The 23,403-nt window shown below is 51.3% G+C and carries 20 protein-coding genes and 10 tRNA genes; 3 read left to right on the top strand and 27 right to left on the bottom strand.

From position 1 onward, the window contains the following. The first annotated feature begins 213 nt into the window (after nt 1-213). Nucleotides 214-1,461, top strand: coding sequence for a dicarboxylate/amino acid:cation symporter (locus L2725_RS03610; protein ID WP_248934472.1), 1,248 nt, complete (start codon nt 214-216; stop codon nt 1,459-1,461). 120 nt (nt 1,462-1,581) lie between these two features. On the opposite strand, the gene L2725_RS03605 is transcribed toward L2725_RS03610, so the two are convergent. From L2725_RS03605 to L2725_RS03545, 13 genes are all read right to left on the bottom strand, one after another. Then, nucleotides 1,582-2,712, bottom strand: coding sequence for a sodium ion-translocating decarboxylase subunit beta (locus tag L2725_RS03605; protein ID WP_248934471.1), 1,131 nt, complete (start codon nt 2,710-2,712; stop codon nt 1,582-1,584). Nucleotides 2,713-2,721: 9 nt separating this feature from the next. Further along, nucleotides 2,722-4,518: a sodium-extruding oxaloacetate decarboxylase subunit alpha gene (gene oadA / locus L2725_RS03600; RefSeq protein ID WP_249247674.1), complete on the bottom strand. Its 1,797-nt coding sequence runs from the start codon at nt 4,516-4,518 to the stop codon at nt 2,722-2,724. Nucleotides 4,519-4,557: 39 nt separating this feature from the next. Beyond that, on the bottom strand, nt 4,558-4,797 hold the full coding sequence (locus tag L2725_RS03595; RefSeq protein WP_249247673.1) for an OadG family protein: 240 nt from the start codon (nt 4,795-4,797) through the stop codon (nt 4,558-4,560). A 695-nt stretch (nt 4,798-5,492) separates the two neighbouring features. After that, nucleotides 5,493-5,569 (bottom strand) — tRNA-Arg (locus tag L2725_RS03590). Between the two features lie 27 nt (nt 5,570-5,596). Continuing rightward, nucleotides 5,597-5,673, bottom strand: a tRNA-Arg gene (locus tag L2725_RS03585). A gap of 17 nt (nt 5,674-5,690) precedes the next feature. Then, nucleotides 5,691-5,782, bottom strand: a tRNA-Ser gene (locus L2725_RS03580). Nucleotides 5,783-5,791: 9 nt separating this feature from the next. Next, nucleotides 5,792-5,868 (bottom strand) — tRNA-Arg (locus tag L2725_RS03575). 25 nt (nt 5,869-5,893) lie between these two features. Then, nucleotides 5,894-5,970, bottom strand: a tRNA-Arg gene (locus tag L2725_RS03570). Between the two features lie 28 nt (nt 5,971-5,998). Beyond that, a tRNA-Arg gene (locus L2725_RS03565) sits at nt 5,999-6,075 on the bottom strand. A 29-nt stretch (nt 6,076-6,104) separates the two neighbouring features. Further along, a tRNA-Arg gene (locus tag L2725_RS03560) sits at nt 6,105-6,181 on the bottom strand. Nucleotides 6,182-6,240: 59 nt separating this feature from the next. Next, nucleotides 6,241-6,317 (bottom strand) — tRNA-Arg (locus L2725_RS03555). 35 nt (nt 6,318-6,352) lie between these two features. Then, nucleotides 6,353-6,429: transfer RNA gene (locus L2725_RS03550), tRNA-Arg, on the bottom strand. Between the two features lie 24 nt (nt 6,430-6,453). Then, nucleotides 6,454-6,545 (bottom strand) — tRNA-Ser (locus L2725_RS03545). A gap of 513 nt (nt 6,546-7,058) precedes the next feature. Here L2725_RS03545 and L2725_RS03540 point away from each other — a divergent pair. Further along, nucleotides 7,059-7,244: a hypothetical protein gene (locus tag L2725_RS03540; RefSeq protein WP_249247672.1), complete on the top strand. Its 186-nt coding sequence runs from the start codon at nt 7,059-7,061 to the stop codon at nt 7,242-7,244. Nucleotides 7,245-7,282: 38 nt separating this feature from the next. On the opposite strand, the gene csrA is transcribed toward L2725_RS03540, so the two are convergent. The 5 genes from csrA to recA all read right to left on the bottom strand — a co-directional run bounded on the left by csrA (nt 7,283) and on the right by recA (nt 13,166). Further along, nucleotides 7,283-7,480, bottom strand: a complete 198-nt coding sequence (csrA, locus tag L2725_RS03535) for a carbon storage regulator CsrA (protein WP_115135310.1) — start codon at nt 7,478-7,480, stop codon at nt 7,283-7,285. A 118-nt stretch (nt 7,481-7,598) separates the two neighbouring features. Beyond that, nucleotides 7,599-8,849, bottom strand: coding sequence for an aspartate kinase (locus L2725_RS03530; protein ID WP_249247671.1), 1,251 nt, complete (start codon nt 8,847-8,849; stop codon nt 7,599-7,601). A gap of 10 nt (nt 8,850-8,859) precedes the next feature. Continuing rightward, nucleotides 8,860-11,481: an alanine--tRNA ligase gene (alaS, locus tag L2725_RS03525; protein ID WP_249247670.1), complete on the bottom strand. Its 2,622-nt coding sequence runs from the start codon at nt 11,479-11,481 to the stop codon at nt 8,860-8,862. Between the two features lie 186 nt (nt 11,482-11,667). Continuing rightward, complete coding sequence (locus tag L2725_RS03520) at nt 11,668-12,093, bottom strand: regulatory protein RecX (RefSeq protein ID WP_428985268.1); 426 nt, start codon at nt 12,091-12,093, stop codon at nt 11,668-11,670. Nucleotides 12,094-12,116: 23 nt separating this feature from the next. Beyond that, nucleotides 12,117-13,166: a recombinase RecA gene (gene recA / locus L2725_RS03515; protein ID WP_380712683.1), complete on the bottom strand. Its 1,050-nt coding sequence runs from the start codon at nt 13,164-13,166 to the stop codon at nt 12,117-12,119. A 385-nt stretch (nt 13,167-13,551) separates the two neighbouring features. On the opposite strand from recA, the gene mutS reads away from it, so the two are divergent. Further along, nucleotides 13,552-16,131, top strand: coding sequence for a DNA mismatch repair protein MutS (gene mutS / locus L2725_RS03510; protein ID WP_249247669.1), 2,580 nt, complete (start codon nt 13,552-13,554; stop codon nt 16,129-16,131). 38 nt (nt 16,132-16,169) lie between these two features. On the opposite strand, the gene L2725_RS03505 is transcribed toward mutS, so the two are convergent. From L2725_RS03505 to ftsB, 9 genes are all read right to left on the bottom strand, one after another. Beyond that, nucleotides 16,170-17,135, bottom strand: a complete 966-nt coding sequence (locus L2725_RS03505) for a sigma-70 family RNA polymerase sigma factor (RefSeq protein ID WP_249247668.1) — start codon at nt 17,133-17,135, stop codon at nt 16,170-16,172. A gap of 165 nt (nt 17,136-17,300) precedes the next feature. Continuing rightward, nucleotides 17,301-18,302 carry an RNA polymerase sigma factor RpoS gene (gene rpoS / locus L2725_RS03500; RefSeq protein WP_115135316.1) on the bottom strand — a complete coding sequence of 334 codons (1,002 nt, stop codon included), beginning with the start codon at nt 18,300-18,302 and terminating at the stop codon, nt 17,301-17,303. An 85-nt stretch (nt 18,303-18,387) separates the two neighbouring features. Continuing rightward, nucleotides 18,388-19,278 carry a peptidoglycan DD-metalloendopeptidase family protein gene (locus tag L2725_RS03495; protein WP_428985267.1) on the bottom strand — a complete coding sequence of 297 codons (891 nt, stop codon included), beginning with the start codon at nt 19,276-19,278 and terminating at the stop codon, nt 18,388-18,390. A 30-nt stretch (nt 19,279-19,308) separates the two neighbouring features. Continuing rightward, a complete protein-coding gene (locus L2725_RS03490; protein ID WP_115135318.1) occupies nt 19,309-19,947 on the bottom strand; it encodes a protein-L-isoaspartate(D-aspartate) O-methyltransferase in 639 nt (212 codons plus the stop codon). Next, complete coding sequence (gene surE, locus L2725_RS03485) at nt 19,944-20,690, bottom strand: 5'/3'-nucleotidase SurE (protein ID WP_249247667.1); 747 nt, start codon at nt 20,688-20,690, stop codon at nt 19,944-19,946. Before surE ends, L2725_RS03490 begins: the two co-directional genes overlap by 4 nt. After that, nucleotides 20,687-21,763 carry a tRNA pseudouridine(13) synthase TruD gene (gene truD / locus L2725_RS03480; protein WP_249247666.1) on the bottom strand — a complete coding sequence of 359 codons (1,077 nt, stop codon included), beginning with the start codon at nt 21,761-21,763 and terminating at the stop codon, nt 20,687-20,689. The genes surE and truD overlap by 4 nt, the downstream gene beginning before the upstream one ends. 20 nt (nt 21,764-21,783) lie before the next feature. Further along, nucleotides 21,784-22,269, bottom strand: a complete 486-nt coding sequence (gene ispF / locus L2725_RS03475) for a 2-C-methyl-D-erythritol 2,4-cyclodiphosphate synthase (RefSeq protein ID WP_249247665.1) — start codon at nt 22,267-22,269, stop codon at nt 21,784-21,786. After that, nucleotides 22,266-23,003, bottom strand: coding sequence for a 2-C-methyl-D-erythritol 4-phosphate cytidylyltransferase (gene ispD, locus L2725_RS03470; protein ID WP_428985255.1), 738 nt, complete (start codon nt 23,001-23,003; stop codon nt 22,266-22,268). Before ispD ends, ispF begins: the two co-directional genes overlap by 4 nt. Before the next feature lie 14 nt (nt 23,004-23,017). Next, nucleotides 23,018-23,317, bottom strand: coding sequence for a cell division protein FtsB (ftsB, locus tag L2725_RS03465; protein ID WP_248934766.1), 300 nt, complete (start codon nt 23,315-23,317; stop codon nt 23,018-23,020). Nucleotides 23,318-23,403: the final 86 nt, after the last annotated feature.

Raw genomic sequence — 23,403 nt, 5'->3', positions numbered from 1 at the left:
ATAATCAAAACAAACTCACTTATTACAATAAGTTATATTAAAAACGATTTGTTTCCCAACTCTGTCTATCTATACAATGCTCAGCAGTTATTCTGTGAGCATATTTCGTGCAATTTCAGCCCTCTGGTGCTGTCCGGAAGTTTTTTGTTCAGGGTGGGTTTTGCCACCAAAAGCCCTTGTTGGGGCAGTCTATAAAGCAGGAAGTGACCTGATATGATTAAGATGATTCAACGTATTCCGTTCTGGCAGCAAGTGCTTGCGGGTTTTGGCCTGGGTGCCATAGTCGGCCTGATTTTCGGCCCGGATGCTGCCAGCCTCAAGCCTCTTGGCGACCTGTTTATCGCCGCCATTAAAATGTTGGTGGCACCGCTGATTTTCTGCGCCATTGTCGTCAGCATTACCTCTCTGGGTAACAGCGCCAACCTTAAGCGCCTCAGTCTAAAGACGTTGGGGATGTTTATGTTTACCGGCACCATAGCATCGCTGATCGGCCTGACCATAGGCTCACTGATCGATATGGGCGGCTCCATGGAACTGGTCACCTCCGAAGTACGTGAGCGCAATGTACCGGGTTTTGCCCAGGTATTGCTGGATATGATCCCGGTCAACCCTTTTGCCTCTCTGGCCGAAGGTAAAGTGCTGCAGATTATCGTCTTTGCCGCTTTGGTAGGTATCGCGATCAACACTGTGGGTGAGAAAGCGGAGCCACTGAAGAAAACCATTGAAGCCGGTGCTGAGGTGATGTTCCAGTTAACCCGCATGGTACTGAAACTGACCCCAATCGGCGTATTTGGTCTGATGGCCTGGGTCATAGGTAAATACGGTCTGGAAACCCTGCTGCCGCTGAGCAAGTTTATCGGCGCTATCTATCTGGCTGCACTTATCCATATCCTCTTTGTTTATGGTGGCCTGATTAAGTTTGCCGCCAAACTGAGCCCGCTCAAGTTCTTCCGCAAGGCAATGCCGGCCCAGCTGATCGCTTTCTCCACCGCCTCCAGCTTTGGTACCCTGCCGGCAACCACCCGCTGCGCCAGCTCTATGGGGGTATCCAAGCAGTACAGCGCCTTTGTACTGCCTATGGGGGCAACCATGAATATGGATGGTTGTGGCGGTATCTATCCGGCAATCGCGGCTATCTTTATCGCCCAGATTTACGGCATCCCACTGGATATGACCGACTATATGCTGATTGCGGTTACCGCCACCGTTGCCTCGGTGGGTACCGCAGGTGTACCGGGCAGCGCCATGGTGATGCTGACTGTGACTCTGGGGGCTGTGGGTCTGCCACTGGAAGGTATCGCCTTTATCGCTGCCATCGACCGTGTGATTGATATGATCCGCACCTGCACCAATGTCACCGGCGATATGATGACAGCCGTGGTGGTAGGAAAGTCGGAAGGTCAGCTGGATGAAGTCCAGTTCAACAAGGATGAAATTGAGCCTCAGACTGCCAGCGCCTGATCTCCTGTCCCCAAAAAACTCCAAATAAAAAAGCGCCGCTCCCCTGTTATATAACTATCGAGCGGCGCTTTTTTGATAGCTGTTTTAATAGCTGTGATTCGCAGCAGTAACTGAACTGGATTAACCCAATACCGCCAGCAGCACACCGGCTGCTACCGCACTGCCCAGTACACCGGCCACATTCGGCCCCATGGCGTGCATCAGCAGGAAGTTCTGGGAGTTGGCATCCAGCCCCACCTTGTTGACCACCCTGGCAGCCATAGGCACCGCGGATACACCGGCAGCGCCAATCAGCGGGTTAACCTTGCCACCAGACAGCTTGCACATCAGCTTGGCCATCAGCACGCCTGAGGCAGTGCCGATACCGAAGGCGACCGCACCCAGTACCAGAATACCCAGAGTCTGGATCTGCAGGAACTCCTCTGCTGACAGCTTGGAGCCTACCGCCAGACCCAGAAAGATAGTGACGATATTGATAAGTTCATTCTGTGCAGTCTGAGACAGGCGATCCACCACTCCGGATTCACGCATCAGGTTACCCAGGCAGAACATACCCACCAGGGGTGAAGCGGCCGGCAGGAACAGGATTGTTAGCCCCAGCACCATCAGCGGAAACAGGATCTTCTCCTTCTTGCTCACCTCACGCAGCTGCTCCATCTTGATTTTACGCTCTGCCTCTGTGGTCAGTGCTTTCATAATGGGCGGCTGGATAATAGGTACCAAAGCCATATAGGAGTATGCTGCCACGGCGATCGCCCCGAGTAACTCAGGCGCCAGCATGGAGGCCACAAAGATAGCCGTTGGACCATCAGCCCCACCAATAATGGCGATGGCTGCCGCATCCTGCAGGGTAAACTCAAAACCGGGAACCAGATTCAGACCGATTGCCCCCAGCAGGGTGGCAAAGATACCGAACTGAGCCGCGGCTCCCAGCAGCAAGGTCTTAGGGTTGGCAATCAGGGCACCAAAATCAGTCATGGCCCCCACACCCATAAAGATCAACAGAGGGAAAATACCTGTCTTGATACCCACTTCATAGATGTAATACAGCAATCCACCGGGGTCGTTAAACCCTGCATTGGGAATGTTTGCCAAAATCGCACCAAACCCTATGGGCAAGAGCAACAGAGGTTCAAACTTCTTGGCTATCGCCAGATACATCAGCAGCAGGCCAACGGCCATCATCGCCGCCTGAGGCCAGGTGAAATGGGCTATGCCCGTCTCACCCAGAAACGCCATTAATCCTTCCACGACGCCCCCTTAACTCAGTGCCAGCAACTGAGAGCCAACGTTGACGCTGTCACCCTCTTTAACAAACAGCTTGGCGATCACACCGTCACAAATGGCGCGCACTTCAGTTTCCATCTTCATGGCTTCCAGGATGATAACAACATCTCCCTCTTTCACCGTATCTCCCGGTGCCACATTCACTTTGAAGATGTTGCCGGACAGAGGTGCGCTCATTTCAGACTTTACTGCGCCACCGGCAACCTGTACCGCAGGAGCAGAAGCAGCCGGCGCGGGAGCAGCGACCGGAGCGACCTGAGTGATATCCCCCCCCGGGGTCACCTGGACCACATAGGCCTGGCCCTGAACGTTGACAGTGTAAGTCTCACCTGCCTCAGCAGACTTGGCTGGCGCAGAAACTACCGGCTCAGGCTCATTGCCCGGAGCGGGTTCAAAGGCATCAGGGTTGCCGCGGTTTTTCAGGAATTGCAGACCAATTTGCGGGAACAGAGCATAGGTGAGTACATCGTCATCCAGACCTTCCGCCTGAGCCAGCTGGATGCCTTCACTGCCGGCTTTACCACTCAACTCGGCTTTCAGCTTATCAAATTCAGGTGCCAGCAGATCAGCAGGACGACAGGTGATCGCTTCGCCGCCCTTCAGCACACGAGCCTGAAGCTCGGTATTCACGGCAGCAGGCGTGGCGCCATATTCGCCCTTGAGAACACCTTCGGTTTCCTTGGTCATCGACTTGTAACGCTCGCCGGTCAGCACATTAATCACTGCCTGAGTGCCAACAATTTGCGACGTTGGGGTAACCAGTGGCAGGAAGCCCAAATCCTCACGCACCCGCGGGATCTCTTCCAATACCAGATCCAGCTTATCGGTCGCGCCCTGCTCTCTGAGCTGGTTCTCCATATTGGTCAGCATGCCGCCAGGCACCTGAGCCTTGAGAATGCGGGAATCGATGCCCTTGAGTGAGCCTTCGAACTTAGCGTACTTCTTACGCACTTCACGGAAATAGGCCGCAATGTCTTCCAGGGCGCCCAGGTCATAACCTGTATCACGCTCGGTACCTTCTGCCATGGCAACCACGGTTTCTGTGGCCGTATGACCATAGGTCTGGCTCATTGATGAGATAGCAGTATCCAGCACATCAATACCGGCTTCAATAGCCTTTTGGTAAGTGGCGGTACTCAACCCTGTGGTGGCATGGCAGTGCATAGCAACCACAAGATCAGTTTGTTGCTTGAGACGGGAGATCAGCTCATAGGCCTCCATGGGCTTCAGCAGACCGGCCATATCCTTAATACAGATAGAGTCACAACCCATATCTTCAAGACGCTTGGCCATATCTACCCAGTTATCCAGAGTATGAACCGGGCTGGTTGTATAGGAGATAGTACCCTGAGCATGGCCTTCCACCGCTTTAACTGCTTTGATAGCCGTTTCCAGGTTACGCACATCGTTCATGGCATCGAAGATTCGGAAGACATCAACCCCATTGGTTTTCGCACGCTCGACAAACCGGGTCACAACATCATCAGCATAATGACGATAGCCCAACAGGTTCTGACCACGCAGTAACATCTGTTGGGGAGTATTTGGCATGGCTTGCTTCAGCAAACGGATGCGCTCCCAGGGATCTTCCCCAAGGTAGCGGATGCAGGCATCGAATGTGGCGCCGCCCCAGGATTCCAGCGACCAATACCCAACTTTATCCAGCTTGGCTGCAATGGGCAGCATATCTTCAATTCGAAGTCGGGTCGCCAGAATGGATTGATGGGCGTCCCGGAGCGCAACATCTGTCAATGCTAAGGCTCGGCTCATAATTATCTCCCTTTGTTATATCTTTGCCCGTTATCGGATTCAGGCTTTGGTACGGTACTGATGGATAGCAGCAGTGATAGCTGCCAATACTTTGGGATCGACATTGGCGTGCGCCGAGTCTGGTTGAGGCTCCCCAATGTCCAGAGCAGGTTTGGGACCATATCGGGAGGCCACAAAATTGACTCCGGCAATCAGAATTCCCAAAAATACAAACACCATGACCATCCCCATAGCCATAATGCCAAACGCTACCGTCAAGGATTCAGTAATGGTTTCCATCTTGTCCTCTTATGATATTCAATCACTGCGCATACTCTGTCGCCGGGAACTCAAGTACTCCATTCAACCCGGCACAATCTGAAGCGAAAAACGGTTATCGCATAAATATGATCACAAAACCGCTAACGACCATAACCAATCTATAACAAGAAAGCCAATCCATTGTAAATTGGTCTGACCAATATTGGTAAAATCAAACCTTGCTAACAGAGAAAATAAAAATATTGAGCCGCAATTTTTAAGATTTCATCAACAACAAAGCCAATATTGTAGAAAACACTCAATTCAGAAAGTGTTAAATTAGCATTTTAAGCCTCTGCTTTTGTAAGAAGCCAAAATGAGATCTGGCCGATACACACGCTAATAACTGACTAGTTATGCATATCAAGAATATCTAATAGGTGTCTGCCGACATCTACCATTTGGAGCATTTGTCGACAATCCAGCCCTGGATGAATCAAACAGGAAGGGGAGCCGCCATTCAAAGGAGCATCAGCGGGAGTTGCCGATTACTGCTTTTACTCGTGGGGATCAAAGGTCCAGGTAAAGGATACTGCAGTAGGGCGATAAACGAAGGGATGACGGAACAGGCCAGAGAGACTCCTGGATCCGATAAAGGAAATGACAAAGGGTAAATACAGCAGGATAACGGAAATGAAAAAGCCCCGGAGTTTGACGTCCGTGGCTTTTCAATATGGTGCGCATGGAAGGAGTCGAACCTCCGACCGCCTGGTTCGTAGCCAGGTACTCTATCCAGCTGAGCTACATGCGCTTTTTGTTCATTGATTTCAAAGAAAGATGGTGCGCGTGGAAGGAGTCGAACCTCCGACCGCCTGGTTCGTAGCCAGGTACTCTATCCAGCTGAGCTACACGCGCGGTATCTTTGAAATAAATGGCGGAGAAGGAGGGATTCGAACCCTCGATGGGAGATAAAGCCCATACTCCCTTAGCAGGGGAGCGCCTTCGGCCACTCGGCCACCTCTCCGACTTAAAATGGTGCGCGTGGAAGGAGTCGAACCTCCGACCGCCTGGTTCGTAGCCAGGTACTCTATCCAGCTGAGCTACACGCGCTTTTAAATCTAGTCTATCGTTATTTTGGTGCGCGTGGAAGGAGTCGAACCTCCGACCGCCTGGTTCGTAGCCAGGTACTCTATCCAGCTGAGCTACACGCGCAGTTCAAAATAATATAACAGGTTTTTCTTGGTGCGCGTGGAAGGAGTCGAACCTCCGACCGCCTGGTTCGTAGCCAGGTACTCTATCCAGCTGAGCTACACGCGCAGTTCAAAGAAAAACAGCAGTACTTTTTTTGGCGCGCATGGAAGGAGTCGAACCTCCGACCGCCTGGTTCGTAGCCAGGTACTCTATCCAGCTGAGCTACATGCGCGGATCAAAAAAGTCGGTACAATTTAATAAAGCGATAAAGCGATAAGGCGTTAAAGCAGATGGTGCGCGTGGAAGGAGTCGAACCTCCGACCGCCTGGTTCGTAGCCAGGTACTCTATCCAGCTGAGCTACACGCGCATAGAATTGTATCGGTACTGCAAAAAACAAAAAGCTGGTGCGCGTGGAAGGAGTCGAACCTCCGACCGCCTGGTTCGTAGCCAGGTACTCTATCCAGCTGAGCTACACGCGCACATCTATTTGCTTTAGTAAGAAATGGCGGAGAAGGAGGGATTCGAACCCTCGATGGGAGATAAAGCCCATACTCCCTTAGCAGGGGAGCGCCTTCGGCCACTCGGCCACCTCTCCGTGTTTCTTGGCGCACATATTACTGTTTGAAGAAAATAAGTCAAACGCTTTTTGGAAAGGAAAATTCGTTTGAGCTGATTTTAATCAAATTGCGCTGATATACATCAAATCCGCCTTGATAAAGCCCCCTATCGCTCTGTTTTTACACACTTCCTGGTCTTTTATTTCGATCAGAGCTTAACGTCGCCCTCGCAGCTCTGAGGCAAAATCAGGCGCAATAAATGGCAGCATTCATATAGTTGACGACAATTTGGCCGGCTAAGCTGGTTTGGCAAATTGAATGAGTGTCACCTGAGTGCAAAATTTCAGATGTACTCTGACTGTATTGGGCAGGAGCGAGCAGCTTAGCCAGGACAAACTCTTATATGGATGGGCAAAACCTAAGCGTCAGCAGATAACCAGCAGCACTATATTAAGTAGATGTGCTAGGTATCCCGTCAAATGGAAGGGAGTTGGGGTCGCAAACGAATTCAATCACGGCTAAGTGATATCCGGATTGAGTAAGCAGAGTGGATGGAGGCTGCGGTTCGGGCAAAAGTTCAGGAAACAGCTCAGGGCAATAGTTCAGAGCTACAGAGAGGAATAATTGGTGAGGTGGCAAAACAACTGAGAAAGAACCGCACTAAAACAAAAACCCCCGCTTATGCGAGGGTTTTGGGCAATAAAAAAGTCAGTGGACAACTGACTCTCTTATTATGAGTGCGGCAACTGCGCTTGATTACCAATAGTCAAAACTATTAGAAATTGCCACTCTCGTTACCTGAACCAGATTTTTCAGATTGGATTCTCTGATAAATCTCTTCACGGTGTACAGAAACTTCTTTCGGCGCATTTACACCGATACGCACTTGATTTCCTTTCACACCCAGCACTGTTACGGTGACTTCGTCACCAATCATCAGTGTTTCACCAACACGACGAGTCAAAATCAGCATTCTTTTGCTCCTTTAGTTCCCAATTCAGCAATAACTCGGTACACACCCGGTACTTATGCTTATTATAAGGTCAGCATAGTACAAATTAACAGTAGTCATTACCAAATCGGTTATTTACTTACAGCTCGTTTAGCTCAAAAGCGTGATGTAGCGCGCAAACTGCAGATCTTAGATGGTTCTGCGGAATCACCAATGCAAGTTTTATTGCAGATGAAGAAACCAACTTAACATGTATTCCGTGTTTGCCCAAGACATCGAAAACCTTGGCAGCAACCTCTGTTTTAGCCAGATTATTGTTCCCAACCAGGGAGACTCTGACCAGATCCTGTTCAAAGTAAACCGGACCTATATTGAGAGTTTGACTAACACTGTCCAGCTCGGCAAGTACTCTTTCCAACCAGGATTGAGCAATAGTAAAGCTGACAGTTGATGCACTGCTACGGGTTTTGCTCAGCAGATCAGTTTCAATTCCCATTTCGGCAAGGCGCTTGAACAGAACAGCCAATCTATCGCTGGATTCATCCAATTCATCGAAAGAGACCATGGCCAAATCAGCACTGACGGCAATCCCGACTACTTTACCTGCCTGATGATATTGACCATCAAAACAGATCAAAGTGCCCTCGCCATTCTCAAAACTGGACAGCACCCTCAGTGGTACCCGATATCTTTCGGCGTAAGCAACAGAATCAGGGTGCAGCACCTTGGCACCCAGGCGGGCCATCTCAAACATTGAGCTGAAGCTGATACTGTCGAGACGTTTGGCAGCAGGTTCCAGATTGGGGTCTGTGGTGAATACACCGGTAACATCGGTAAAAATCTGGCACTCATCGGCACTTAATGCCGCTGCCAGCGCCACTGCCGTGGTGTCTGAACCGCCGCGTCCCAGCGTAGTCACATCCCCATTGGGGTTACGTCCCTGAAAGCCTGCGACGACGGGGATAATGCCTTGCTCCAGCAATTGCTCCAGATAGTCGGTATCTACCTGTTCAATAGCTGCACGGCCAAACTGACTGTTGGTATGGATTTGTACCTGATCACCTGTAAGGGATCGGGCTGGAATGCCACGCTTTTGCAGTGCCATGGCCATCAGGGCGATACTGATCTGCTCACCGGTAGAGATAAGCATATCCATTTCACGGGGATCACCATAAGCAGTGACCTGTCCGCCCAGTGCGATCAGGCGATTGGTCTCCCCCGCCATCGCGGAGCATACAATCACCTGCCTTTCACCGGCCTGATAAGCCTTGGCTATACGCTCGGCAAGCGCCTCGATGCGCTCGATTGAGCCCACCGAAGTGCCACCAAACTTTTTAACGTAAAGCTTACTCTTACAAAGAGACTGGCTAAGCTTTTGCTCTTCTGGCACTGACGACCTCTTACAGACGCTCGGTCAGCCAAGGCATAACGTCAGACAGTGCTTTGTCCAGATGTTCTGGCTGACTGCCACCGGCCTGAGCCATATCTGGACGACCACCGCCCTTACCACCGACCTGAGCGGCTACCATGGCAACCAGCTCACCGGCTTTGACTTTACCCACCAGGTCTTTGGTCACACCGGCAATCAGGTTAACCTTGGCATCGCCTGCGATACCCAGTACCACAACGCCACTGCCTAGCTTCTGCTTCAGCTCATCCTGTAAGCCACGCAGTGCACCAGGCTCAACGCCTTCCAGCTTCTTAACCAGTACTTTCACACCATTAACTTCTACGGCGTCACCGGCCAGATCGGCACTGGCAGCAGCTGCAAGTTTGTCTTTAAGCTGAGCATTTTCTTTTTCCAGCTGCTTAGCTTTGTCCAGCTGAGCTTTCAGCTTGGCAACCAGAGACATGGCGTCGGCTTTAAGCAGACCTGCTGCTTCGCGCAGTTCAGCCTCTTCCTGAGCTACATAATCCATAGCTGCAGCACCGGTTACCGCTTCAATACGGCGGATACCCGCTGCGATACCACCTTCAGAGGTGATCTTGAACAAGCCGATATCGCCGGTACGACCTACGTGAGTACCACCACACAGTTCGATAGAGAAGTCACCCATGGTGACTACGCGAACATCGCTATCGTACTTCTCACCAAACAGTGCCATGGCACCTTTTTCTTTGGCGGTATCGATATCCATCACTTCTGTTTTCAGCTCATGGTTACGACGGATTTGCGTGTTAACCAGCTCTTCAATCTCTTTCAGTTCGGCACTTTTAACCGCTTCAACATGGGAGAAGTCAAAACGCAGACGCTCAGGGTCAACCAAAGAACCTTTCTGAGTCACATGAGCACCCAGAACCTGACGCAGTGCAGCGTGAAGCAGGTGGGTTACAGAGTGGTTAAGTTGAGTGCGGTGACGCAGCTTCTTGTCTACGGCAGTGATCAGAGACTGGCCAACTTTCAGCTCACCAGTGTGCAGTACACCCTGATGACCGGTCGCCTGACCGTACTTCTGAGTATCAGTCACTTCAAACTCGATACCTTCAGCCAGCAGCTGACCTTTGTCACCTACCTGGCCACCGGACTCACCATAAAACGGTGTGGTTTCCAGTACGACTACCGCCTTGTCACCCGCCTGAATCACTTCAACCGCTTCGCCATCTTTATAGATAGCCACAACAGAGCTGTTGCCGGTCAGGTTGTCATAACCACTGAATTCAGTTTCGCCATCAATTTTAAGTACTGCGTTGTAGTCAGTACCAAACTTACCGGCTTCCTGGGCGCGACGACGCTGCTCAGCCATTGCGGTCTCAAAACCAGCTTCATCGACATTGATATTTCGCTCGCGGCAAACGTCAGCGGTCAAATCCACTGGGAAGCCGTAGGTGTCGTAAAGCTTAAATACGGTTTCGCCATCCAGAGTGTCACCCTTCAGGGTTTCCAGTGCCTGATCCAGCATACCCAGGCCACGCTCCAGAGTACGGGCAAACTGCTCTTCTTCAGCTTTCAGCGCTTTCTCTACAATCTCCTGAGAAGCTTTCAGCTCTTTGGCGGCATCACCCATGACTTCAATCAGAGTCGGAACCAGTTTGTAGAAAAAGGTATCGGTTGCACCCAGCTTATTACCGTGACGTACTGCACGACGGATAATACGACGCAGTACATAACCACGGCCCTCATTGGATGGCATCACACCATCGGCAACCAGGAAGGCACATGAACGAATGTGGTCGGCAATCACTTTCAGCGAGTTGTTGCTCAGATCTTCCACACCAATGGTTTCAGCCGCTTTTGCGATCAGCTTGGTGAAGATATCAATTTGATAGTTGGAGTGAACGCCCTGCAGAATTGCGGCAATACGCTCCAGGCCCATACCTGTATCCACAGAAGGCTTTGGCAGCGGGTCCATAGCACCGTCGGCCTGACGGTTGAACTGCATAAATACGATGTTCCAGATCTCGATGAAACGGTCACCATCTTCTTCAGGCGTGCCTGGACGACCACCCCAGATGTGATCACCGTGATCGTAGAAGATTTCGGTACAAGGACCACAAGGGCCTGTGTCACCCATCTGCCAGAAGTTGTCAGACGCATAAGGTGCACCTTTATTGTCACCAATGCGGATGATGCAATCTTCAGGAACGCCAATTTCATCTTTCCAGATGTTGTAGGCTTCGTCGTCAGTTTCATAAATAGTGACGCACAGGCGCTCTTTTGGCAGTTTCAGATCTTCAGTCAGGAAGGTCCATGCAAAGCGAATGGCGTCATGCTTGAAATAGTCGCCAAAGCTGAAGTTACCCAGCATTTCAAAGAAGGTATGGTGACGCGCGGTATAACCTACGTTGTCCAGATCATTATGCTTACCACCTGCGCGCACGCAGCGCTGAGAAGTGGTCGCTCGGGTGTAGCTACGCTTGTCTAATCCCAGGAACACATCTTTAAACTGGTTCATACCGGCGTTGGTGAACAACAAAGTTGGATCATTGCCCGGAACCAGCGAACTGCTGTCGACAACCTGATGACCATTTTTGGCGAAGAACGCCAAGAATGCGCTTCTCAGCTCTGCAGTGGTTTTGTACATGAAATCTTCCTGAATAGGTATCTAGAAAAATGCAAATGAGTAAGTGTACACACTCGCCCACAAATGCCCAGCATTATAAAGCAGACATTAGGCCAACAACCAGCCTTGTTTAACATTTGCTGCAGCAAGGGAAAAGAATAGAGGAAGAGAGAGAATTAACAGGCGGAGATGACTTAAGTTATCCACTCAGTCATCAACATAGGGATCATAGTCCAGCGCATAGGCTACCTGGTCATAACTAAAGCCCTGGCCAATCAGGTATCTGATACGACGGGCCTTTTCTTTATGCTCAAGTTTTTCAGGCTCACCATATTTGCGGCAGGCCTTCTCTTTTGCCAGTTCGTACCAGTCGCAATCGCTGCCATCAATCACAGATGACATGATCTCCCTGGGTACGCCCTTTTGGATAAAGGCCTGCTTTATACGAGCCGGGCCGTGGCCCTTGGCAATATGACTGCGCATCAGCAGTCCAGCAAACCTTTCATCGTCGAGATATCCCATGGACTCACAATAGTCCATGGCTATATCTGCATCGGGAGAATCAAATCCTTTGCCGAGCAGTTTTGATTTTAGCTCGGCTCTGGAGTGATCCCGCCGCGCCAAAATTGCCAGCGCGGCTTGCTTTACTTCCTGGCTCAGAATACTTCACCGGTTTCCATATCGATGTTTTCATTGCCTTCAGCTGGTGCAGCTTCGCCTTTACTCAGCAGCATGGCACGCAGTTGCTGGTCAATTTCAGCAGCCACCTGTGGGTTTTCAACCAGGTATCTACCTGCGTTGGCACGACCCTGACCGATCTTGTCACCCTTGTAGCTGTACCAGGCGCCAGACTTCTCAACCAGTTTATGGGCAACACCCAGGTCAACCAGTTCGCCGGTGCGGTTAATCCCCTGGCCATAAAGGATTTGGAATTCAGCCTGCTTGAATGGGGCTGCAATCTTGTTCTTCACCACTTTCACGCGGGTTTCGTTACCCACAACTTCATCGCCCTCTTTGATGGCACCGGTACGACGGATATCCAAACGAACAGAGGCATAGAACTTAAGGGCGTTACCACCGGTAGTGGTTTCAGGGTTACCAAACATCACACCAATCTTCATACGGATCTGGTTGATGAAGATACACATACAGTTGGACTGCTTCAGGTTACCGGTCAGCTTACGCATTGCCTGAGACAGCATACGCGCCTGCAGACCCATGTGTGAGTCACCCATTTCACCTTCAATTTCAGCCTTAGGTGTCAGCGCTGCAACCGAGTCAACAACAATAACGTCTACTGCACCACTGCGGGCCAGTGCATCACAGATCTCCAGAGCCTGTTCACCGGTATCTGGCTGAGAACACAGCAGGTTGTCGATATCTACGCCCAGTTTCTTGGCGTATACAGGGTCCAGTGCGTGTTCAGCATCGATAAAGGCACAGGTTTTACCCTGACGCTGAGCCGCTGCGATCAGTTCCAGAGTCAGAGTGGTTTTACCGGATGATTCTGGACCATAGATTTCAGTAATACGACCCAGCGGCAGACCACCAGCACCCAGCGCTACGTCCAATGACAGAGAACCGGTAGAAATGGTTTCCACATCCATGGTGCGGTTATCACCCAGCTTCATAATAGAGCCTTTACCAAACTGCTTTTCAATCTGGCCCAGCACAGCTGACAGCGCTTTCTGTTTGTTCTCGTTCATTAACAGATCCTTTAATCACTCAGTGGTTTAACCCACCACTATGGCTAATATTCGTTTCATCACACCCGAAGCAGTGTCTTTTGAGTTGACTCAGGAAGCCGGAGCCAATTCAAAATCCAGCTCACGCACCGGATGACCATTTGCAAATTAGTATACTGTACAATCATACAGTATCAAGTGCTGTATAAAATTATTTTTGCTCTCCTCCCGCTCTCGCTGATTGGCGTCAGATAAATCTCAAACTGCTCCACACATCCGCCGGGTTTATTGTTAAAATCGCCCCCAATAAGAATGACACCAAAGCCTGGACTCGCCTGTCAGCCTCCAATGGGAGATGTAGATACAGGCGTAGTCACGACGGCACAATATAGGCATAAACGCGTTAATGACGACTGAAATCAACAACCTGGACCTGGAAAAGCACACTCCAATGATGCGTCAGTATCTGACGATGAAGGCAGAGCATTCAGATATGTTGCTGTTTTATCGTATGGGAGATTTCTATGAACTCTTTTACGACGATGCCAAAAACGCATCTGAGTTGTTGGGTATCTCATTAACCGCCAGAGGCAAGAGTGGTGGCGACCCTATTCCCATGGCAGGTATTCCTTACCATGCCGTAGAGGGCTACCTGGCCAAGTTGGTGCAGCAGGGGCAGTCAGTTGCCATCTGTGAACAGGTTGGTGACCCGGCGACCTCAAAAGGTCCGGTTGAGCGTAAAGTGGTGCGTATTGTCACCCCGGGAACCCTGACAGATGAAGCCCTGCTGCAAGAGCGTCAGGACAACCTGCTGGCCGCGGTTTACGAAGGTAAACAGGGTTATGGCTACGCCACTCTGGACGTCGCCTCCGGACGTTTTGTCATTGCAGAGTTGGATACCACTGAGGCGCTGGAAGCTGAGCTGCAGCGTACCAATCCGGCCGAACTGCTCTACAGCGAAGACTTCAGCCAGATGCAGCTGATTAACCAGATTAAGGGCAAGCGTCGTCGCCCTGAATGGGAGTTCGATTACGACACCTGTATCCGCCTGTTGCTGGAGCAATTTGGTACCAAAGATCTGCGTGGTTTCGGTATTACCGACGCCCGACTGTCACTCCAGTCCGCCGGCTGTCTGATGCAGTATGTAAAAGACACCCAGCGCACAGCCCTGCCCCATATCAATTCCATTATTCGCTTTAACCAAAGCGACACTATCGTGTTGGATGCGGCAACCCGCAGAAACCTTGAACTGACGATAAATCTTGGGGGCGGCCGCGACAACACACTGGCCTCGGTACTGGATGCAACGGCGACACCTATGGGTAGCCGTATGTTGCAACGCTGGCTGCATCAACCACTGCGCAGCCATGAGCAGATCAAGGCCCGACAGGCAGGTGTGACAGAGCTGCTGGAGTCCGGTCTGTATACCGATATCCACGACTCTTTAAAGACCCTCGGCGATGTTGAGCGAATTATGGCCCGTCTGGCACTGCGCAGTGCCCGCCCCCGCGACTTCGCCCGTTTGCGTCAGGCACTGGGCATGCTGCCTGAACTGCAGAGCATGTTGAGCGGTTGTCAGTCCGATTATCTGGTTCGTCTGGCTGGCATGCTAGGGGAATTCCCTGAGCAGTATGAACTGTTGGAACGCGCCATCATAGATAACCCGCCAGTGCTCATCCGTGACGGCGGAGTCATCCGCGAGGGCTACAATGCCGAACTGGATGAGTGGCGCGGCCTGAGTGACGGTGCCACCGGTTATCTGGAAGAGATGGAAGCCAGAGAAAAAGACCGCACAGGTATTCATACCCTTAAGGTGGGCTATAACCGGGTCCATGGTTACTACATCGAAGTGAGCCGCGCCCAGTCAGATCTTGTGCCTCTGAATTATCAGCGTCGACAAACGCTGAAGAACACTGAACGTTACATTACGCCAGAGCTGAAGGAGCATGAAGAGAAAGTACTCTCCAGCCAGGGCAAGGCGCTGGCACTGGAAAAGCAGTTGTGGGAAGAGCTGTTTGACCTGATCCTGCCCCATCTGCATGAACTGCAGACCTTTGCGTTGGCGGCTGCCGAGCTGGATGTGATCAGTAATTTCGCCGAGCGCGCCGATATGCTGGACTACCACTGCCCTGAACTGTGCCAGGAAACGGGTATAGGTATCGAAGGCGGTCGCCACCCTGTGGTTGAGCAGGTCAGCAGCGAGCCCTTTATTGCCAACCCGGTAGAGCTGCACGCTTCCCGCCGTATGTTGATTGTGACCGGTCCCAATATGGGCGGTAAATCTACCTATATGCGTCAGGTTGCGCTGATCACCCTAATGGCTCACATAGGCAGCTTTGTGCCGGCACAGCGGGCGGTAATCGGTCCTGTTGATCGTATCTTTACCCGCATAGGTGCCTCGGACGACCTGGCATCCGGGCGTTCGACCTTTATGGTGGAGATGACTGAAACAGCCAATATTCTGCACAACGCCACCTCCCACTCTCTGGTGCTGATGGATGAGATTGGCCGTGGTACTTCTACCTATGATGGTCTGTCTCTGGCCTGGTCAGCAGCTGAGTATCTGGCACGCAACATTGCCGCTATGACGCTGTTTGCGACCCACTACTTTGAGCTGACTCAGATGCCGATGACGCTTCCTCATGTACACAACGTGCATCTGGATGCGGTAGAGCATGGCGATACCATCGCCTTTATGCACGCCGTACAGGAAGGCGCTGCCAGTAAGAGTTATGGTTTGCAGGTCGCTGCGCTGGCAGGCGTTCCTGCCCAGGTTATCCGCAGTGCCAAACATAAGCTGAAGCAACTGGAAAATCGTGAACAGAATCTGGATATGGCATCAGCCCCATCACAACAGCAGCTGATGTTTGCCGAGCCGGAAGAGTCAGCAGCTGTTACCCGCCTTAAACAGCTGCAACCGGATGAACTGTCACCCCGCCAGGCTCTGGACCTTATCTACGAGCTGAAAAAGCTGGCAGACGTCTGATTCAGAATAATAAAAAACGCACCCTGAGGTGCGTTTTTTTATTCCTGAGCACTCAGAAACCTCAGGTCCATGCCTTCACGTCCAAGCATATTCTTCAATCGTCCCAGCGCTTCAAATTGAACCTGCCTGACTCTTTCCCGGGTCATATTCAGCGCCTTGGCAACCTGCTCAAGAGTGCCGGGCTCGTGTCCCTGCAAACCGAACCGACGGTTCAATACTTCCTGCTGTGAGTTATTCAGCTCTGATACCCACACAGACATGGCATTGCTAAGGTCATCATGATAACAATGTGCCTGAGGTTCTACCCCGGCTCTGCTGGGCAACACCTCAGATAAACTTTGCCCACCTTCGCTTCCCTGAGGCTTATCCAGACCAACGACACTCTCGCGCAAACTCAAAGTCTGCCGAACCTCCCGGGTGTCCATCTCAAGCTCTTTGGCCAGCTCTGGCTCTGAAATTTCACGGTCGAGGTCCTTCTCCAACTGCCTTTTCTGCTTGAGACAGGTATTGAGTTTCTGCACCGCATAGACAGGTAAGCGCACCATTCGCCCCTGATTCATGATCGCCCTTTCAATATTCTGGCGGATCCACCAGGTGGCATAGGTGGAGAATCTGAAGCCTTTGTCAGGGTCAAACCCCTCCACGGCCCGCATCAGTCCCAGATTACCTTCCTCAATCAAATCAAGCAGCGCCAGGCCACGGTTACGGTATCGACGGGCGATGTTAACGACCAGCCTCAGATTACTTTCAATCATTCTATTACGGGACTTTACGCAGCCTTTGCGCGACTTGGTGGCAAAGTAAACCTCCTCATCAGCACTTAATAAGGGCGACTGTCCAATCTGATTCAGGTAACACTGAGTTGCGCTTAACTCACCATATATATCTTCTGTGGCACCTGCCGGATATGACGACGGCCGGGACTGTCCATAGCTGGTGTTATACCCGGGCATGTCGGCAAGTGTGCCGTAGTTGGCTTCTTTGGCCAGATTATCGTTTCGCATCTTTGCTTCCCCCCAAACAATTTCAATGCAAAGCGAAATCTTATCGGCACAAAATTCTGCAACTTTAGTTTTATTGTTCAGTCCTGAGACTTGCAACCGGATTTATCACTGGAGCACGCATAAAAAAACGCACCCAAAGGTGCGTTTATAACGTCGTGTTACAGGCTATTCGCTTCTGAACAGCGCCTCAACAGAGAGTCCCTGAGAGCTCAACAGCTCCCGCAGACGCTTCAGTGCTTCCACCTGAATTTGACGAACCCGTTCCCGGGTCAGGCCGATTTCGGCTCCAACATCTTCCAGAGTCGATGGTTCATAACCCAGCAAACCAAACCTGCGCGCCAGCACTTCTCTTTGTTTGGTATTGAGTTCGTTCAACCAACGAACGATGGAATTGGAGATATCTTCATCCTGAACCTTAAAGTCAGGTCCAACACGATCATCATCGGGTAATACATCGAGTAATGCCTTGTCGTTCTCGCCACCCAATGGGGTATCCACTGATGAAATCTTCTCATTCAGCTTCAGCATACGGCTGACATCTGCACTGTCGATATCCAGTTTCTCTGCAATCTCTTCCGCAGTAGGTTCATGATCCAGCTTATGAGCCAGCTCCCTCGCGGTACGCAGATAGACGTTCAACTCTTTCACCACATGTATTGGCAAACGTATGGTGCGGGTTTGATTCATAATCGCCCGTTCAATCGTCTGACGAATCCACCAAGTGGCATAAGTTGAAAAACGGAATCCTCTTTCAGGGTCAAACTTCTCTACTGCACGGATGAGACCAAGGTTACCCTCTTCGATCAAATCAAGGAGCGCTAACCCTCGATTGTTGTAACGGCGGGCAATCTTAACGACCAGTCTGAGGTTACTCTCGATCATACGATTGCGGGATTTTTCGCAACCTTTGAGAGCTTTACGTGAAAAGTAAACTTCTTCTTCTGCACTGAGAAGTGGGGAAAATCCGATCTCACTCAGGTAGAGTTGAGTGGCATCAAGATTTTTATGCAGGTCTTCCTGAACCTGCTGCTCCAGTTCTGCTTCCTGAACCGGGCTAAGTGTATCTGACTCCTTGTCATCGACCGCACCCTGAAGATGGGGATCGGGTTGATCTACTGATAAATCTACAAGCTCGTCTGCCACAGCAGTGTTTTTTTTACGGCTCATAATTTACTCTCCCAAACCTAGTAACACTATCTAGAAACTACTGCACGTTTTTATCCTCCAATGCCAAACTGGCAACCTAACAAAGTTATCTCTTAGGCAAATATTTCAAAGGGTTAACAGACTTACCATGGTATCGAATCTCAAAATGCAACATGACCCGATTGGTCCCTGTACTTCCCATTTTCGCAACCGCCTGTCCGGCACTGACGAGTTGCTTCTCTTTAACCAAGATCTTTTCAGCGTGGGCATATGCACTCAGATAATCATCACTGTGCTTAATAATGACCAGGTTTCCATATCCTCTGAGAGCATTGCCTGCATAAACGACTCTTCCCTCAGCAGCGGATTTGATCACTGTCCCTCGCTCTCCGGCGATCTTAATTCCTTTATCTCCCTGCCCATTGGCAGAGAAAGTGCCGATCAACTTACCCTGTACAGGCCACACCCAGCGATTCACTTTATCGGGTAGTGAACTCACCTCGGGAACGACACGACGGTTAACAGATTGTTGCGCACTTGTAACAGCGTACGCTTGTGATTTTTCCTTGGCAAGGGATTTTTCGCTGCTTTGACCGGTATTTACGCGATCTCCAACCTTCGTATGAGATTTGACAGGGTTAGTATTTTTGGGTGATTTGTACGCCACCTGAGTCTTGACAGGGGGTTTGGGCTTTGGCGACGGGGCTTTCACCGACTTTGACCTTGACGTCAATGTAAGCCATTGGCCCGGATAGATGGTGTAAGGCTTATTCAATCCATTGATTCTTGCCACCTCAAGGAAGTCCTTATCAGCACCCCAGGCGATAGAATATAGGGTGTCACCCCGCTTAACCTGGTATTTTGTGCCGTCGATAGATCCCTTCTGGTGAACCGGCCTGGACTCGAAGCTGATGCTTTCTACAGGCGCAGGACGACCGGCCTGAAAGCTGCAGCCTCCAAGCGAAACCAATATTCCTGTCAATAAAATCAGTCGAATCAACACCAGGCCATTTTCCGGTAGTTATTATTATGCCAGTTCACCATTTACCAGAGGTACGAAGCGCACAGCTTCGATGATCTCCTGGTGCAGGCCTGTCTCAGTTCGGGTGATCTGCAACAAATTTTGATGTGCTTCACCCACGGGGATAATCAGACGTCCGCCCACAGCCAACTGTTCGGTTAATACCGGCGGCAGGCTTGCTGCAGCGGCGGTCACAATAATGGCGTCATAGGGAGCCTTGCTTGCCCAGCCTTGCCAACCATCGCCATACTTGAAAGACACATTATGCAAATCCAATCTCTTCAGTCGCTGACGAGCCTGAATCTGAAGACTCTTGATGCGCTCAACGGTACAGAGCTGAGGCACAAGGCGCGCCAGAATCGCAGCCTGATAGCCTGAACCAGTACCGATTTCCAACACCTTTGAGGGGTTGGACTGCAACACCAGTTCCGTCATGCGAGCGACAATATAGGGCTGGGAAATGGTCTGTCCCTGACCTATCGGCAGCGCCGTGTTCTCATAAGCTTTATGGGCCAAAGCACCGTCAAGAAACAACTCTCTGGGAGTTTGAGCAACGGCCTGCAACACCCGGTGATCGCAAATACCGACCTCGCTCAGTTTGCGGGCAAGGTTTTGAGCAGCAGTCATCGAGGCAAAGCCATTCATATTTGTTCTATCCAGTCCTGAAGTTGTGCAATCTGACGATAGGCCGTCAAATCAACAGTTAATGGCGTAATTGATACGTAGCCATTGGCTACGGCATCGAAATCTGTACCCTCACCGGCATCCTGCTCTTCACCCGGAGGGCCAAGCCAGAATATCTCGCGACCTGCCGGATCCTGGGTTCTGACCATACCCTCAGCTCTGTGCCGGGCCCCCAGTCGGGTGATCTTAATTCCCTGGATCTCATGCAATGGTAAATCCGGAACATTGATATTGAGTATCTGATCCGCAGCCAAAGGGGAGTTCTTTAACCCCTCTACAATACGACAGGCATAATGGGCAGCTGTTGCATAGTGCTGCAATTTGCGGCCCACCAGTGAGACAGCAATGGCCGGCAGCCCCAGAAAACGCCCTTCCATGGCTGCAGCAACTGTCCCGGAGTAAAGCGTATCATCCCCTAGGTTGGCGCCGGCATTGATACCGGACACCACTATACTCGGCTCATCTTCGTAAAGTTCACGTATTGCCAAGTGCACACAATCAGTCGGCGTACCATTTACCGAGATATAGCCGTTTTCTAACCTATTAATTCTCAACGGATTGGTCAAGGTAAGCGAGTTGCTGGCACCGGAGCAATTACGGTCAGGTGCGACGACCATCACCTTGGCCACTGACGCCAGCTCGTCTGCCAGGGCACGTATGCCCGGAGCGTGAACACCGTCGTCATTGCTGATTAGTATTTTCATTCCTGTCCCGCTTGTTCTGCCTGTTTGGCCGCCAGATATTCCTGGAACAGACGCTCCTGGACATCTTCATATTCACACAGCTCACGCAGCACTGAGGTCGCAAAGCAGCCTGAAGGCAGCATAAACTCCAGCTGGATAGTGGTGTCATCCAAGACCGCATACTTCATCATCTCAGGACACAGCAGCAGATTACGGCGCTCCTGTTCCAGACCCGCCTTTTCAAGACCATCGCAATCGGCAGCCAACTCATACTTGCGGATAACCGCCTGCTCAAATTCTGCAGCCTCCGCCTGAGATGGCAAGGCTCCCCGTCCCCACAAAGGTGCAGACAGCAGAATGTCACGCTCTGCCAGGCGACGGGTTAAGGTCTCGTCCCACTGCTCAGCGACAAAGAAAGAGCGCGTCCCCGCCAGCATGACACAGTCTCCGGTGAGTACACCCGTTCCCTTCTGCGCCAGTCGCTCTGAGGCGATCAAGTTAAACAGGTTGGAGCGCACGGCAGACAGATACATGCTGCGCTTGTTTCTGTCCTTAACCTTACGGCCAGCGAACATCTTGCGACCCTGATCCAGATTACGACCGTCATGGCCAAAACGCTGCTCACCAAAATAGTTGGGCACGCCCTGCTTAACCTGCTCGATACGTGCTTGCATGCCAGCCATATCTGACACATTGCGCAGCGTCAGCTTGAAACGGTTACCGGCCAGTGCACCAATACGCAATTTCTTGGCGTGACGGGCACTGGACAGTACAGTCAGAGACTCGCTATTCATCGCCTGCCAGTCCGGTGTTTCCTTACCGGGAATACGCACGCCAAACCACTGCTCAGTGACGGCGTTCTTGTCTTTCTGACCCGCATAGGTCACCTCTTTAGGGTGTACCCTGGCAAACTCAGCCAGCATTTTTGCCACCTGAACGGTATTCAGGCCATCTTTACGAATATGCAGCAGGTGGTGCTCGCCTTCCCCGGACGGCAAAAACGGCAGGATTTCCTGAACCTGGAAATCAGCGTTATGGGTGCGCAAGTCGGCGGTAATGCCCGGCTTGCCGTACAGGTATGTCAATTCAATCATGTCAACTTATCGCTATTGTATTACCGGGCAACCGCAGTCATCAGCACAACGGCTTCAACGGCGATCCCCTCTTTGCGACCGGTAAAACCCAATTTTTCCGTGGTGGTCGCTTTAACATTTATCTGGTCTATATCCGATGCCAGATCACTGGCCAGCACTTCACGCATGGCCTGAATATGGGGCAGCATTTTTGGCGCCTGGGCTATGATGGTCACATCAAGATTGCCCAGTTCAAACCCTTTTTCCTGTGCCAGTTTATAGCAATGGCGCAGCAGCACCCGACTGTCAGCCCCTTTAAACTCAGGGTCTGTATCCGGGAAATGCTTGCCAATATCACCCAGAGCAACCGAGCCAAGGATAGCATCTGAGATCGCATGCAGAACAACGTCACCATCAGAGTGAGCAACCAGACCTGTGTCATAAGGCACCTCAACGCCACCCAGGATCAGCGGCAGTTCGCCGCCGAACTTATGAACATCGAATCCATGTCCAATACGCATCTTCATTGTTGTGATTCCTCAGTCTTAAGCTTAGTGACATCAGAGGATTGACTCTGAGCCTGGATAAAGAGTTCCGCCAGCGGCAGATCATCCGGATGTGTCACTTTAATATTGTCTGCACGTCCTGACACCAATCCGGGGTGAACACCCGCCCACTCCATCGCTGACGCTTCATCGGTTACCACAGCGCCTGCAGCAGTAGCGTTGCGGATATTGTCAGCCAGGGCTTTAGCCGGGAACATCTGTGGTGTCAGCGCATGCCATAGGTTATCGCGACACACTGTCTGCTCAATTTCACCATTGGCCTTGGCGCGCTTCATGGTATCCCGCACCGGCATAGCCAGAATTGCTCCCTGAGGAAAGGTATCGCGGGAAGCCAGCAGCGTATCGATATCATCATGGTGCAAACAGGGACGCGCGGCGTCATGTACCAGTGCCCATACATCCTGAGATTCCGTCAGACTGTCGAGGGCAGCCAGGACCGAGTCAGCCCGCTCTTTGCCACCTATCACAGTTCGGATCTTGGCATGGGTTGCCTGGGGCAGTTTGGTAAACCACACATCATCCGGATGCAGGGCAACCACCACGGCGTCTATGCCGGGATGCGACAGCAATCTATCCAGTGTCTGACCGATAATGGTCTGGTCACCCAGCTGCAGATATTGTTTTGGAAAGCCAGCTCCCATACGTGCACCGATACCGGCAGCGGGAACTATGGCCAGAGTGTGTTGCTTATCCATTGGAGAAGGGGTCATCAATCAAAAGTTCGGGATGGGGATTGTTCGCTGCCGACAACACGGTAGAAGGTCTCGCCTTCCTTAACCATGCCAAGCTCATTACGGGCCCTTTCTTCCAGAGCTTCAGTGCCCTGTCGCAGGTCGCTGATCTCTTCGCGCAGCACCTGATTACGCTCTATCAGTCTGGCATTGCTTTCCAGTTGACTGTGGATCTGCTCCTTCAGGGCAAAGTACTCGGGCAGGCTGTTCTCGCCCATCCAGAGTCGGTATTGCAGCATTCCCAGCAGCAGAATAAGTACAAACAAAAAGCGCTTCATGGCCTGATAATCAAACTCGTTGGCAATCAGTAGAAAATAGCCAAATAGTACAACAAAAAAGGCCACCCTGGGGTGGCCTTTTTCAA

Origin of the sequence: Shewanella corallii, from assembly GCF_023349125.1 — a bacterium.
Classification (GTDB): Bacteria; Pseudomonadota; Gammaproteobacteria; order Enterobacterales; family Shewanellaceae; genus Shewanella; species Shewanella corallii.
Note: the sequence above shows the minus strand (reverse complement) of the source record. Positions and strands in the feature narration are given on the sequence as shown.